Source organism: Nocardiopsis ganjiahuensis DSM 45031, from assembly GCF_000341085.1.
In the GTDB taxonomy this organism is placed as follows: Bacteria; Actinomycetota; Actinomycetes; order Streptosporangiales; family Streptosporangiaceae; genus Nocardiopsis; species Nocardiopsis ganjiahuensis.
Genome location: NZ_ANBA01000009.1, coordinates 856,600 through 870,849, shown reverse-complemented (window position 1 = coordinate 870,849; position 14,250 = coordinate 856,600). Strand labels below are relative to the sequence as shown.

Here is a 14,250-nt window from a genome sequence, read left to right as displayed (position 1 = left end):
CCGCGGCCCTACTCGGAGATGGCCGCGTGCAGCCGCACCATCGGCACCAGCCGCCCCATGTCGATCTCCCGCCGCGCGCCGTCCGCGCGCCACCCCGAGGCCTCGAAGAACGACCTCAGCGCGTTGTCCTCCTCGGGGGTCCACACGTGCACCGTGCCGAACCCGGCCTCCACCAGGTGGTCCACACACGAGTTCAGCAGACGGCTGCCGTGGCCCTCCCGAACCCGCTCCGGGTCCACGTGCAGCGCGAACACCTCGGCGTCCTTGGCGGGCCACAGGTCCGGGTCCCCGGCCGGGCCGAACGCGGCGAACCCGACCACGGTCCGCACCCCGCCGTCCTCGTCGGTGGCCACCACGAGCCGGTGCTTGGAGGTGGGCGGGGACTCCAGCGCCGCCGTCCACTGCTCGCGGAACTGCCCGCGGGCCTCCTCGCCGGAGAGCGCCTCCGCCACCTCCTCGGGCAACAGTTCCCCGTACACCGAACGCCACGACGCGACCTGGAGGTCCACCACCGTGTCGACGTCGGCGGAGCGGGCGGGACGGACGAACTGGGCACTGGACACGAGGGGCCTCTCAGGGTTTTCGGAGAACACGGGGTTTTCGGGGCGGCCGGGGACCGCCTGGAGCCGAGGTGGGATGCACCGTACGACAAGTTCACCCACGCCGGAGTTTCCGGACCTTGCCACGGCATGGGAACATCTACGTTGTGAGCCTCATTATCAGAGTTATCGTGAACGCGCTGGCCCTTTGGGTCGCTGTCCTCCTCGTCTCCGGGATCGAGGTCACGACGCAGGACACCACAGGTCAGATCATCACCTACCTCGCGGTCGGTGCGATCTTCGGTGTGGTGAACGCGGTCATCAAACCGATCGTGAAAACTGTCGGGTGCCTCTTCTACGCCCTGACCCTCGGCCTCATCGGCCTGGTCGTGAACGCGCTGCTGTTCATGCTCACCGGGTGGATCGCCGGTCTGTTCCAGCTCCCCTTCGAGGTGGCCGGTTTCTGGCCCGCGGCCTTCTTCGGTGCCATCGTGGTGACCGTCGTCAGCTGGGTCGCCAGCATGTTCCTCCCGGACAAGCAGGACGACTGAGCAGTACCCGAACGACCCCCGCACACCGTCTCCCAACTGCGGTGATCCCGGGCCCCACCCGCGTGGCGCGGGCCCGGTGCGGGTAGGTTCACACACCGGGGCGTCGGTCGGGCGCATAGGCTCCAGTGGGCACCGCCCACCGGTTCCGTCCTCAGGGACGGCCCCTCACCTCAACCCACGAGGACGGGGGCAGAACCGGATCCGCTCCCACGCACTCACACGTGCGCGGGGCACACAGACTTTCCCGCGTCCGGTGCGTTCGCCGGTCGCGGTGACGGACGCTCAGCGCCGTCTTCACCCGTGTACGGAGGAAAGTTCCCGGCACGGGACACACCGCTTGTTTCTTACGCACATGGAGAGGAGGAGGGGCAGCCTAGGGCCCTGATGCCTTCCCGGCAGAGGGCCCGAGAGCCTTTCACACACGATGATGGACAACAAGTACCGCCCGTTCGGCAAGATGCTGACCGCGATGGTCACCCCGATGCTCGAGGACGGGGAGCTCGACTACGACGGCGCCGCCAGACTCGCCACCTACCTGGTGGACGAGCAGCACAACGACGGCCTCGTCATCAGCGGCACGACCGGCGAGTCGCCCACGACCAGCGACGAGGAGAAGGACCGCCTGCTGCGCACGGTGGTCGAGGCGGTCGGCGACCGCGCCCAGATCGTCGCGGGGGTCGGCACCAACGACACCCGCCACAGCGTCAAGCTCGCGAAGGCCGCGGAGAAGGCGGGCGCGCACGGTCTCCTGGCCGTCACGCCCTACTACAACAAGCCTCCGCAGGAGGGCTTGATCCGGCACTTCACCGAGATCGCCGACACCACCGAGCTGCCGGTCATGCTCTACGACATCCCGCACCGCACCGGGACGCCGATCGCCTCCGAGACCCTGGTCCGGCTGGCCGAGCACCCGCGCATCGTCGCCAACAAGGACGCCAAGGACAACGTCGGCGCCAGCTCCTGGGTCATGGAGCGCACCGACCTGGCGTACTACTGCGGCACCGACATCCTGAACCTGCCGCTGCTGTCGGTCGGCGCGGCCGGTTTCGTGAGCGTCGTCGGCCACATCGTCGGCAGCGACCTCAAGGACATGATCGACGCCTTCGAGGCCGGTGAGGTCGGCCAGGCGCTGGCCATCCACCGCCGCCTCACCCCGGTCTACACCGGCATGTTCCGCACCCAGGGCGTCATCACGACCAAGGCCATTCTCAACCTCTTCGGGCTTCCCTCCGGCCCGGTCCGCACACCGCTCGCCGACGCGTCCGCCGAGCTCCAGGCACTCCTGCGCGAGGACCTGGCAGCCGCCGGGGTCAAGGGCCCGATCGGGCTCGCCCCGCACCAGGCCGTGCCCGCCAGCGCTGTGCGCGTCGAACGTCTCACGGAGGGTTCCGTATGAGTCACCCGCATCCCGAACTCGGCCCGCCCCCGCCCCTGGGCAAGGGCGCCCTTCGCATCGTCCCGCTCGGCGGGCTCGGCGAGATCGGCCGCAACATGACGGTCTTCGAGTACGACGGCCGTCTGCTCATCGTCGACTGCGGCGTGCTCTTCCCCGAGGAGGAGCAGCCCGGCGTCGACCTGATCCTGCCGGACTTCGACTACGTCCGGGACCGCCTCGACGACATCGAGGCGATCGTGCTCACCCACGGGCACGAGGACCACATCGGCGGCGTGCCGTTCCTGCTGCGCGAGCGGGCCGACATCCCGATCGTCGGCTCCAAGCTCACCCTGGCGCTGATCAGCGCCAAGCTGGGCGAGCACCGCATCAAGCCGGAGACCGTCCTGGTGGAGGAGGGGGAACGACACGACTTCGGCCCCTTCGACCTCGAGTTCTTCGCGGTCAACCACTCCATTCCGGACGCGCTCGCCGTGGGGATCCGCACCCCCGGCGGTACGGTGCTGCACACCGGTGACTTCAAGATGGACCAGCTGCCGCTGGACAACCGCCTCACCGACCTGGCCGGGTTCTCCCGGTTCGGTGACGAGGGCGTCGACATCCTGCTGTCGGACTCCACCAACGCCGAGCAGCCCGGTTTCGTCGTCAACGAGCGCAACCTGACGGAGGCCATCGACAAGGTCTTCCGCCAGTCCGAGAAGCGTGTGGTGGTGGCCTGTTTCGCCTCGCACGTGCACCGCGTCCAGCAGGTGATCGACGCCGCGGTACGCCACGGCCGGAAGATCGCCTTCGTCGGCCGCTCGATGATCCGCAACATGAACATCGCGCGCGACCTGGGCTACCTGAGCATCCCCGGTGACACCATCATCGATGTCAAGCAGCTCGACAAGCTGCCCCCGGACCAGGTGCTCATGGTGTGCACGGGCTCCCAGGGCGAGCCCATGGCGGCGCTGAGCCGCATGGCCAGCCGGGACCACCAGATCCGTATCGAGGAGGGCGACACCATCCTGCTCGCCTCCTCGCTCATCCCGGGCAACGAGAACTCGGTCAACCGGGTCATCAACGGCCTGACCCGCTGGGGCGCCAAGGTCGTGCACAAGGGCAACGCCCTCGTGCACGTGTCCGGCCACGCCTCCGCCGGCGAGCTGCTGTACGTGCTCAACATGGTGCGTCCGCGCAACTTCATGCCGGTGCACGGCGAGTGGCGGCACATGCGCGCCCACGCCGACCTGGCCAAGCTCACGGGCGTCCCGAGCGACCGCGTCGTCATCGCCGAGGACGGCGTGGTGGTCGACGTGTACAAGAACCGCGCGAAGATCGTCGGTGCGGTGCAGGCCGGCTACGTGTACGTGGACGGCTCCTCGGTCGGCGACGTCACCGACGCCGCGCTCAAGGACCGCCGCATCCTCGGCGAGGAGGGCTTCATCTCCGTCGTCGTCGCGGTGGACTCGAACTCCGGCAAGATCCTGGGCGAGCCCGAGATCCACACCCGGGGCGCGGGCATGGGCGCGGAGGCCTACGACGACGTCATCGACAAGCTGCAGGACGCCCTGGACAAGGCGGCCGCCGACGGGGTCAACGACCCGCACCAGCTGCGTCAGCTCATCCGCCGCAGCACGGGGCGCTGGGTCAACGAGACCTATCGCCGCCGTCCCATGATCATCCCGGTTCTGGTCGAGGTCTGACCGGACACGAGACGCCGAACGGCCCGAGAGCGCGGAGTGCGCCTCGGGCCGTTCGGCTGTTCTCTCTTGCACCTCCGCTTCGCTTCGGTGCGTGTTCGGCGCCTTTGCGGAGGGATTCTTCATCGTCGTCTACGCCTGGCTCGTTCCTCGCGGCGGCTTGACTCCTCTTGCAGAACCCTCCCGGCGCTCGAACGAGAACCCCTTTGGGCCTCCGCTTCGCTTCGGCCCGTGTTCGGGCGCCCAGAAGGGGAGGAACCTTCGGCGCCTACGGTGTGATGGCTCGTTCCTCGCGATCCCACCTTCGGCACCTCCAGAACCCTCCCGGCGCCCTCACGGCAACCCCCTTGGGCCTCCGCTTCGCTTCGGCCCACCCGTCACCCGCCACCACCCTCGGGTGGCGACACGCCGGACGGGCTTCGTGCTCCGGGGTGGACGCCTTAGTAGGCTTCCCGCCGTGCCGGGTCGCTGTGCCCGGGACCGGAAAACGACCCCGTCCCCCGTGGAGGTGACCCCCCGATGGCCACGCGTGCCTCCTCAGGCGGTTCAGGGCGCAAGAAGCCCGCCGCGCGCAAGCCCGCGGCGAAGAAGCGCATGCCCGACGGGCCCATCGCCTACGTGGTCACCCTCTTCGGCCAGTTCCTGCTGGTGCTGTGGAAGCTCATCGCGCACACCGTGGGCGGGGCGGCCCGCGCGGTGGGGCGCAGCGCCCGCGACCTCGACCCGGACCTGCGCCGGGACGGCATCGGGCTGATCCTGCTGGCCCTGGGCATCCTCGTGGCCGCTGCCGTGTGGTGGCAGAGCGAGGGGCCGCTGCTGGAGGCCACCCGCTTCGTGGTCGTCGGCGGCGTCGGCACCTTCTCCCCGATCCTGCCGCTGCTCTTCCTGCCCATCGCCGTGAAGCTGATGCGCACCCCCAGCACCGGCAAGGAGGGCGACGCCGGGCGGCTCTTCATCGGGGTGACCGCGATCATGCTCGGCCTGCTCGGGCTCATCCACATCGCGCACGGCATTCCGCAGCCCGCCGACGGTGTCGAAGGGCTCCAGGAGTCGGGCGGCGTCATCGGCTTCGTCGCGTCCGGGCCGCTCAGCGCGGTGGTCACCCCCTGGCTCACCGGCCTCCTGCTCGCCCTGGTGCTGGTCTTCGGAATCCTCGTGGTGACCGCGACCCCGATCCGCCGCATCCCGGACCGCCTCCAGACCCTGTTCGGGGCCCTCATGGAGCGCGACACCGGCCCCGACTCCGGAATCGGGCTGCTCGGCGCGGATCCGGAGAAGAAGCCCGCCAAGCCCCGCAAGCGCAGGACCAAGGCGGAGGCCGCCGAGGCCCGGACGGTCGCTGGCGACCACGAACGCCCCTACGACAGCCCGGTCCTGCCCAGTGAGCCCGAGCCGGACACGATCGCCCCCGCCCTCACCGACGAGGAGGAGGCCGCGGCCGCCGCGAAGAAGTCCGGCGCCCGGAAGAAGGCCAAGACCCCGGTCCCCGACCCGACGCCGGCGCCGGCCACCACCGAGCAGCTCTCGATCCCCTCCCGTGTGGTGGAGGGCGACTACGAGCTGCCCGCCCCGGCCATGCTCAAGCCCGGCACCCCCGTCAAACCGCGCACCAAGGCCAACGACGAAGTGGTCGAGGCCCTGACCGGGGTCATGGACCAGTTCAAGATCGACGCCGAGGTCACCGGTTTCACGCGCGGCCCGACGGTCACCCGCTACGAGATCGAACTCGGCCCGGCGGTGAAGGTCGAGAAGGTCACCGCGCTCTCCAAGAACATCTCGCTGGTCGTCAAGAGCGCCGACGTGCGCATCCAGTCGCCCATCCCCGGCAAGTCCGCGATCGGTGTGGAGATCCCCAACACCGACAAGGACATAGTGAGTCTCGGCGACGTCCTGGGCTCACCGGCGGCCACCTCGGACGACCACCCGATGCTGGTGGGCCTGGGCAAGGACGTCGAGGGCTCCAACGTCGTGGCCAACCTCGCGAAGATGCCGCACGTACTGGTCGCCGGTGCCACCGGCGCCGGTAAGTCCACCTGCATCAACGGGCTCATCACCTCGCTGATGATGCGCGCCACCCCCGACGAGGTGCGCATGATCCTGGTCGACCCCAAGCGGGTCGAGCTGACCATGTACGAGGGCATCCCGCACCTGATCACGCCCATCATCACCAACCCGAAGAAGGCCGCGGAGGCCCTCCAGTGGGTGGTGGGGGAGATGGACCGCCGCTACGACGACCTCGCCGCCTCCGGCTACCGGCACGTGGACGACTTCAACGCCGCGGTGCGCACCGGTGAGCTCACCGCCCCGCCGGGCAGCGAACGCGTCTACGAGCCCTACCCCTACCTGCTGGTGATCGTCGACGAGCTCGCGGACCTGATGATGGTCGCGCCCCGTGACGTCGAGGACGCGGTCGTGCGCATCACCCAGCTGGCCCGTGCCGCCGGTATCCACCTGGTCCTGGCCACCCAGCGCCCCAGCGTCGACGTGGTCACCGGTCTGATCAAGGCCAACGTCCCCTCCCGGCTCGCCTTCGCCACCTCCAGCCTCGCCGACAGCCGTGTCATCCTCGACCAGCCCGGTGCGGAGAAGCTGGTCGGCAAGGGTGACTCGCTCTTCCTCCCGATGGGCGCGGGCAAGCCCATCCGGCTCCAGAACGCCTGGGTGAGCGAGAAGGAGATCCGCGGGATCGTCGAGCACTGCAAGAAGCAGTCCGAACCCAGCTACCGCGAGGACGTCGCGGTCGCCGACACCAAGAAGAAGGAGATCGACGAGGACGTCGGCGACGACATGGACCTGCTGCTGCAGGCGGTCGAGCTGGTCGTCACCACCCAGTTCGGGTCCACGTCGATGCTCCAGCGCAAGCTCCGGGTCGGGTTCGCCAAGGCGGGCCGCCTGATGGACCTCATGGAGAGCCGTGACGTGGTCGGCCCCAGCGAGGGTTCCAAGGCCCGCGACGTCCTGGTCCAGGCCGACGACCTCGCGGCGGTGCTCGCCGACATCAGGGGCGACTGAGTCGGTCCCCTCCGGTCCGGCCGGGCCGCCGCTCCGCGGACCTTCACGTCCGGGTCGCCCGATTTGGTGCGATCTTGATGGCTTCATGGGGCGTGGTGTCCTGCGGTGGGGGGTTCCGGGTAGCAGAGTGGGTTCACGTAGGCACAGAAAGTCGCGGGGGGAGTGCGCATGGCGACGATCGGCCAGACCCTGTCCGCCGCACGGATCGCGGCGGGTTGCTCCTTGGAGAACCTGAGCACACGTACACGTATTCGCATGCAGGTCCTCAGAGGTATCGAGAACGAGGACTTCGTCCCCTGTGGAGGGGACTTCTACGCGCGCGGGCACATCCGGAGGATCTGCAAGCTCCTCGGGCTGGACCCCGAACCGCTCCTGGAGGAGTACGACCGCGAACACGCCTCGACGGAGAAGCCCACCTTCGTTCCCCCGCCCCGGCACCCGTCCGCCAGAACCAAGGCGTCCCGGGTCGCCGCGGCCCAGGGCGGACAGGCCCACACCGGGGCCACCGACCAAGGGGCGCCCCGGGGCGTTCCCCGCAGCATCGGCGACGAGGACGCCGATCCGGAGCAGCGGGCCGAGAGCTGGGGCCACTTCGAACGCAACCAGAAGCTCGCCCGGCCGCCCCGCCGCAACCGCCCCAGGGGCGCGCCCGCGGCGGCTGCCGCCGCCTCGGTGCCCGGACCGCGGCGGCCCGGCAGGCACAGCAGGCCCGAGGACGGAGGGGCGGACGACGGGGCGCAGAAGGGCGCTCCCGGCGCTCCGGCCGGGGAGGGGGCCGTTGACAGGACGGCCGCCACCGCCACCGCTGCCGGCGCCGGGGCGACCCGGACCGCCGCCCGGCCGGTCGTGACCCGGACCAGCACCCGCCGGGCGGAGAGCGTCCGACGGCACTGGCCCTGGGCCGTGGTCGGCCTCATCCTGGTCGCCGCCGTGTTCGTGGGCGTCCGGACCTGGCAGGGGTGGGACGACGACAACCCCGTCCGCACGGCCTTCGAGTCCGCCCGGTCCAACGGCGGCGAGACCGTCGACTCCGCGGTGCTGCCGAAGGAGGGCGTCTCCGGCCCCGACCAGCGGGCCGAGGCGGCCGAGGTGGCTGAGACGGCCGAGGCGGACGGGGCCGAAGAGGCCGCCGGTGAGTTCACCGTCGCCCTCACCGCCTCCGACCGCAGCTGGGTCAAGGTCACCGACACCGGGGGTGAGGCACTGTTCACCGGTTTCCTCCTCGAAGGGGAGACGCAGGACTACGTCACCGAGGAACCGCTGACCCTGTGGGTCGGCAACGCCGGGGCGGTCGGAGTGGCCGTCGACGGGCAGGACCAGGGACCCGCCGGGAACAGCGGCGAGGTGAAGGAGATCAGCGTCGGCGCCGACGGTTTCGACGACTGACGAGCGGCTTCACTGCCGGGTGCGGGAGCGCGCGCACCCGGCACGGCGCAGGCCGGGGTACGGGTGGGTTGGTCAACCACGGTAGTGTGGGGGGCTGCGGGCGGCGCCAGTCGACGCCTTCGTGCGAGCACGAGCCGACCGGGTACCCCGGCCTCCGGCCGCGCCGCGCCCCGCAGCAATCGAAGCTCTCCCACACGCTTGGAAGCCATGTCATCGCGCCGTACTGTCTCACTCGTCACCCTGGGGTGTGCGCGTAACGAGGTCGACTCCGAAGAGCTCGCCGGTCGCCTTGCCGCTGGCGGCTGGGACCTCGTCGACGACGACACCAAGGCCGACGTGACCGTCGTCAACACCTGCGGGTTCATCGACGCCGCCAAACAGGACTCCATCGAGACCCTTCTGGAGGCGGCCGAGGGCGGCGGGAAGGTCGTCGCCGCGGGCTGCATGGCCGAGCGCTACGGGTCCGAACTCGCCGACGCCCTCCCCGAGGCCAACGTCATCGGGTTCGACGACTACGCCGCCATCACCGACCGCCTCGACGACGTCGTCGCCGGTCGCGAGCTGGTCCCGCACGACCCGCGCGACCGCCGCACCCTCCTGCCGATCAGCCCGGCCGAGCGCGACGCCTCCCAGGTCCACGTGCCCGGGCACGCCGCGTTCGCGGAGTCCGAGGGCGCGGAGGGCACCGAGCTGCCGTACCGCGCCGCGACCCCGCGCCGCCGACTGACCGGCGGACCCGTCGCGAACCTCAAGATCGCCTCCGGCTGCGACAGGAGGTGCACCTTCTGCGCCATCCCGGCCTTCCGCGGCGCCTACATCTCCCGTCAGCCCGACGAGATCGTCCGGGAGGCCGAGTGGCTGGCCGGCGAGGGCGTGCGCGAGGTCTTCCTCGTCAGTGAGAACTCCACGTCCTTCGGCAAGGACCTGGGCGACGTGCGCGCGCTGGAGAAGCTGCTGCCGCGCCTGGCCGCCGTCGAGGGCCTGGAGCGTGTCCGCGTCAGCTACCTCCAGCCCGCCGAGGTCCGCCCCGGACTGGTGGACGTGCTCACCGGCACCCCCGGTGTGGTGCCCTACTTCGACCTCTCCTTCCAGCACGCCAGCGGCCCCCTGCTGCGCCGCATGCGCCGCTTCGGCGACCGCGAGCGCTTCCTGGAGCTGCTGGAGACCGCCCGCAAGAAGGCTCCGGAGGCCGGCGCCCGGTCCAACTTCATCGTCGGGTTCCCCGGCGAGACGGAGGAGGAGTTCCAGGAGCTGGTGTCCTTCCTCAGCGAGGCCCGCCTGGACGCCATCGGCGTCTTCGGCTACTCCGACGAGGACGGCACCGAGGCCCTCACCCACGAGAACAAGGTTCCGGACGAGGTCATCCAGGAGCGTGTGGACACGCTCAACCGCCTCGCCGAGGAGCTCATGGTCCAGCGGGCCGAGGAGCGCATCGGCACCGAGGTGACGGTCCTGGTGGAGTCCGTCCTGGAGGACGGCGCCTACGAGGGCCGCGCCGAGCACCAGGCGCCCGAGGTCGACGGCAGCACCATCCTGTACGGCGAGAACCTCGCCGTCGGGGACCTGGTGCGCGCCACCGTCATCCAGTCGGCGGGAGCGGACCTCGTCGCGGAGCAGGACGGGGAAGCCGGAGACAGATGAGCACCCACGACCCCGCGGCTTCGTCCGCCCCCCAAGCCCCGCTGTGGAACATCGCGAACATCCTAACGATGAGCCGCCTGGTCATGGTGCCGGTCTTCGTCTGGTTCATGTTCCTGGACGGGCTCGGCTGGCAGCTCGCCGCCTTCGCCGTCTTCGTGATCGCCGCCATCACCGACCGCGTCGACGGTGAACTGGCCCGCCGCCGGAACCTGGTCACCGACTTCGGCAAGATCGTCGACCCCATCGCGGACAAGGCGCTGACCGGCGCCGCGCTGATCGTGCTGTCCGTCCAGGGCGACCTGTGGTGGTGGGTGACCATCGCCATCCTGCTGCGGGAGTGGGGCATCACGGCCCTGCGCTTCGCGGTCCTGCGCTACGGGGTCATGCCGGCGAGCAGCGGTGGCAAGCTCAAGACCGTCCTGCAGATCGTGGCGATCAGCATCTACCTGTTCCCGCTGGACCTGCTGCCGTTCACCGACGTGTTCGTCTGGATCGCGCACGGTGTCATGGCGGCAGCGCTGGCCGTCACCCTCTGGACCGGTCTGACCTACGTGGCCGACGCGGTTCGCCTGGTACGCGCCAAGGGCGCCCAGAACGGAGTGGGGGAGTAGCAGCGGTGCCTGAGTCGGGAATCGGAGTCCAGTTCGAGGAGGCGGCCCTGGAGGCCGCGGAGGCGGCCCACCGCGCCCTCCTCGAGGCCGAAGCCACCTGCGCCACCGCGGAGTCCCTCACCGGAGGACTCATCGGGGCCCACCTGACCGCGGTTCCCGGGACCTCGGCCACCTACCGGGGCGGGGCCGTCACCTACGCCACCGACACCAAGGCCGCCGTGCTGGGGGTCCCCGAGGACCTGCTGTCCGAGCACGGCGCCGTCCACCCCGACGTCGCCGCCCACATGGCACGGGGTGTGCGCGAACTCGTCGGCGCTGACTACGGGGTGGCGGTCACCGGAGTGGCCGGGCCCGAGCCCCAGGACGGACAGCCCGTGGGCACCGTCTACGCGGCGGTGGCGGGACCGGACTCACACACCGAGGTCGTCCGGTTCAGTTTCACCGGTGATCGTGCGGGTATCCGCTACCACACGGTCAAGGGTGCGCTGAGGCTCCTGAGGACCGCCGTTCGCGGGGACGTGGCGGGAAACACCCGGGCCTGATCCCTCCGGCTGGCCCTCCTCCCCCGGGGGCTCGGGAACAAAACCACCCTCGGATGCGGTTCCCCCTCCAGCGAACAGGACGGCAACAGGTGCCCGAATCGGGCGTGGGGCAGGTACGGTGTTGTATATGAAGGTCGCTACCGGTGGGAGGGAGCGCGAATGATGGTCCTGCTTCGTCACCTACTTGGTGACGTGCTCAGGCGGCTGCGTCAGCGCCAGGGCCGCACTCTCCGCGAGGTGTCGGCCGATGCACGGGTTTCCCTCGGATACCTGTCGGAGGTCGAGCGCGGGCAGAAGGAAGCCTCTTCCGAACTGCTCTCCTCGATCTGCGGGGCCCTCGGGGTCCCGCTCTCGCAGGTTCTGAGAGAGGTCTCCGACCAGCTGGCTCTGGCCGAGCTCCAGGAGGCCGCACTGCTGGGCGACGCGGTCACGACCGACCCCGTCCCCGCGCAGGACCTCGGCATCGCGTCCGTTCCGGATCGTGTTCCCCAGGTCGCCGACATGGCGGGTGTCTGACACCCGGCCCCACGTTCACACGTCAGCGCACACTGCACAGCTTTCGATCAAGAAGCCGGTCACCCCGCGGGGTGACCGGCTTCTTGATGTGGGGAGCCCCGGGGAACCGCCCCGCGGGGACGCCGCTCAGCGGTGTGTGTGGTTGACCCAGGCCTCGGGGTCGTCAGCCAGGACGCGTACCTGTTCGGGAAGTTCGTCGGTGACCAGGTGCTGGAGGTTGACCCCCTCCAGGATGGCGCGCTCGCTGGCGCGCAGGGCGATCCACACCTGTTGCAGGCTGCGGGCCGCCCCGTCGTAGTCGACGTGCTCGGGGCGTTCCCCGCGCACGTTGGCGAGCGGGCCGTCGACCGCTCGAATGATGTCCGCGAGGGAGATCTCCGCCGCGGGCCGGGCGAGCCAGTAGCCGCCAACGGGACCCCGTTGACTGCGCACCAGGCCGGCGCGGCGTAGCTGGGTGAGGATGTTCTCTAGGAATTTTCCGGGGATGGCCTGCGCGCGTGCGAGCTGCTCGGCCGTCACCGGACCGTCGCCGGCGACAGCGAGCTCTGCGGCCGCGCGAAGCGCGTAGTCGACCCGGGCTGAAAGGCGCATGCTGTGATTATGCCGTGGTTAGAAGGGCGAATGGGGCACCGGGCGCCGACGAGTGTCGTCCGCGGCCGGGATGTTGCAGGCCAAGAGTACTTCTCCTACCGGCTTTCGGGGACATGCGCGACGTTCTTCGCTCTCCGAAAAAGAACAGACCGTCGGCCCGGCCCCACGCGGAGTGAGGACCGGACCGACGGGGGAGACGACCTCCGGGGCCTCGGGGGCCTCGGGCCTACTTGGTGGCCTCGAGGGCGCCCGCGGAGCCGAGGAGCTCGGCCGCGCTCAGTCCGTTGACGTGGGCGGCGCCGTACGTGCTCACGTAGGCGCCGCAGTCGGGACGCCAGATGGGCAGGCCCATCTCCACCACGACGGCCTCGGGGCGGGCGCTGAGCAGAGCGCTGACGAACGCCTGGGCGGTCGGGTAGCGGTGCGCGTCCCTCACCACGACGACCAGGTCGTGGCCGGAGGCGGCGGCCAGCACCGAGGAGGGCTCGTCGGTCTCGGGGGAGACCCGGACGGTGTCGCTGAACCAGGGACCCAGGCCCCACGGCACCTCGCCGACGGCGATGCCGGCGGGGGCGTCCACCTCGACCACGTACGGGTTCTCCAGCGGCGGGACGTCGCCGTCCACGCGCGTGGCGCGGCGGGCGCCGGCCAGGCCGATCCGCTCGGTGCCCCCGGCCCGGGTGCGCTCCTCGGCCGACCGCTTGATCCAGGCGCGCAGCCGGGCGTTGCGCTCGGCGGCCTCCTCCAGGCGCTCGCCGGACAGGCGGCCGTCACCGACCGCCTCGACCAGCGCGGTGCGGACCTGGGCGACCTGGTCGGCGTACACGAACCGGCCCAGGCAGAGCAGGTCGCATCCGGCGGCCACCGCGAGCACGCTGGCCTCGGGGATGCCGATCTCGCCGCTCACGCCCCGCATGTCCATGGCGTCGCTGACCACGACACCGGTGAAGCCCAGTTCGTTCCGGAGCAGGTCGTTGAGCACGGCGCGGTTGAGCGTGGCGGGGCCCTCGACGCCCAGGCCGGGCAGCTCGATGTGCGCGGTCAGGATGGAGCGGACCCCGGCGTCGATGGCGGCCTTGAAGGGCAGCAGCTCGCGGCGGCGCAGGAGGTCGGCGTCGGCCTCCACCCGGGGCAGCACGTGGTGCGAGTCCTGGGAGGTGGCGCCGTGGCCGGGGAAGTGCTTGGCGCAAGCGGCCACACCGGCCTCCTGGAGGCCCTGGACGGAGGCGGCGGCGTGGCGGGCGACGAGTTCGGCGTCGGACCCGAAGGAGCGGGTGCCGATCACCGGGTTGTCGTCGGCCACGTTGACGTCCACCGAGGGCGCCAGGTCCAGGTTGAAGCCCAGACCGGAGAGCTGGAGGCCCATGGCGCGCAGGGTGGCCCGGGTGAGGTCGGTGTCGTCCACCGCGCCCAGGGCGGCGTTGCCGGGGTAGTCGCTGCCCCGGGCCTGGCCGATGCGGGTGACGTCGCCGCCCTCCTCGTCCAGGGAGATCAGCGGGGTGTCCGCGGCCTCGCTCAGGCGCGCGTTGAGCGCGGTGACCTGTTCGGGGCTCTCCATGTTGTTGTGGAACAGACAGACGCCGGAGATCCCGTCCGCCAACCCGTCCAGGATCCATCGGGGGGCCTGGAGGGACTCGAAGGGCACCAGTAGCGTGGCGTTGGCCAGACGCTCCAGTGTCGGGTCGTGCGGCATGACGAACTCCGTTCGGTGAGCAAGGGTGCCCGGGCGAGGGCAGACGCGTGGCGGGGATAGGGGTGCGTTGGTGTGGTGTCGCGGTTTCGGGGC

General features: G+C 70.6%; 12 protein-coding genes. 9 read left to right on the top strand and 3 right to left on the bottom strand.

What is annotated here, in order from left to right; translation table 11 throughout:
- Window positions 1-8 precede the first annotated feature (8 nt).
- On the bottom strand, window positions 9-563 hold the full coding sequence (locus tag D458_RS0114925; protein ID WP_017587557.1) for a GNAT family N-acetyltransferase: 555 nt from the start codon (window positions 561-563) through the stop codon (window positions 9-11).
- 143 nt (window positions 564-706) lie between these two features.
- Between D458_RS0114925 and D458_RS0114920 the strand changes: the two genes are divergently transcribed.
- The 9 genes from D458_RS0114920 (at window position 707) to D458_RS0114880 (ending at window position 11,873) form a co-directional block, all read left to right on the top strand.
- Window positions 707-1,090 carry a phage holin family protein gene (locus D458_RS0114920; RefSeq protein WP_083936308.1) on the top strand — a complete coding sequence of 128 codons (384 nt, stop codon included), beginning with the start codon at window positions 707-709 and terminating at the stop codon, window positions 1,088-1,090.
- 424 nt (window positions 1,091-1,514) lie between these two features.
- On the top strand, window positions 1,515-2,486 hold the full coding sequence (gene dapA, locus D458_RS0114915) for a 4-hydroxy-tetrahydrodipicolinate synthase (RefSeq protein WP_017587555.1): 972 nt from the start codon (window positions 1,515-1,517) through the stop codon (window positions 2,484-2,486).
- Window positions 2,483-4,168, top strand: a complete 1,686-nt coding sequence (locus D458_RS0114910) for a ribonuclease J (RefSeq protein WP_017587554.1) — start codon at window positions 2,483-2,485, stop codon at window positions 4,166-4,168. Before dapA ends, D458_RS0114910 begins: the two co-directional genes overlap by 4 nt.
- Before the next feature lie 516 nt (window positions 4,169-4,684).
- Entirely contained in the window at window positions 4,685-7,177 is a 2,493-nt protein-coding gene (locus D458_RS0114905) for a DNA translocase FtsK (protein WP_017587553.1), read from the top strand.
- A gap of 168 nt (window positions 7,178-7,345) precedes the next feature.
- Window positions 7,346-8,563, top strand: a complete 1,218-nt coding sequence (locus tag D458_RS0114900; protein ID WP_017587552.1) for a helix-turn-helix domain-containing protein — start codon at window positions 7,346-7,348, stop codon at window positions 8,561-8,563.
- A 207-nt stretch (window positions 8,564-8,770) separates the two neighbouring features.
- Window positions 8,771-10,204, top strand: coding sequence for a 30S ribosomal protein S12 methylthiotransferase RimO (rimO, locus tag D458_RS0114895; RefSeq protein WP_017587551.1), 1,434 nt, complete (start codon window positions 8,771-8,773; stop codon window positions 10,202-10,204).
- Window positions 10,201-10,815, top strand: a complete 615-nt coding sequence (gene pgsA, locus D458_RS0114890; protein WP_026119320.1) for a CDP-diacylglycerol--glycerol-3-phosphate 3-phosphatidyltransferase — start codon at window positions 10,201-10,203, stop codon at window positions 10,813-10,815. Before rimO ends, pgsA begins: the two co-directional genes overlap by 4 nt.
- A 5-nt stretch (window positions 10,816-10,820) precedes the next feature.
- Window positions 10,821-11,357 (top strand): CinA family protein, encoded by a 537-nt coding sequence (locus tag D458_RS0114885; RefSeq protein WP_017587549.1) that lies wholly within the window; start codon window positions 10,821-10,823, stop codon window positions 11,355-11,357.
- Between the two features lie 159 nt (window positions 11,358-11,516).
- The gene (locus tag D458_RS0114880) at window positions 11,517-11,873 is read left to right on the top strand and encodes a helix-turn-helix domain-containing protein (RefSeq protein WP_017587548.1); all 357 of its coding nucleotides are present in this window, start codon (window positions 11,517-11,519) and stop codon (window positions 11,871-11,873) included.
- Between the two features lie 126 nt (window positions 11,874-11,999).
- Here D458_RS0114880 and D458_RS0114875 read toward each other — a convergent pair whose 3' ends face one another.
- Window positions 12,000-12,464 (bottom strand): RrF2 family transcriptional regulator, encoded by a 465-nt coding sequence (locus D458_RS0114875; protein WP_026119319.1) that lies wholly within the window; start codon window positions 12,462-12,464, stop codon window positions 12,000-12,002.
- A 226-nt stretch (window positions 12,465-12,690) separates the two neighbouring features.
- Complete coding sequence (locus D458_RS0114870) at window positions 12,691-14,157, bottom strand: glycoside hydrolase family 3 protein (RefSeq protein ID WP_017587546.1); 1,467 nt, start codon at window positions 14,155-14,157, stop codon at window positions 12,691-12,693.
- Window positions 14,158-14,250: the final 93 nt, after the last annotated feature.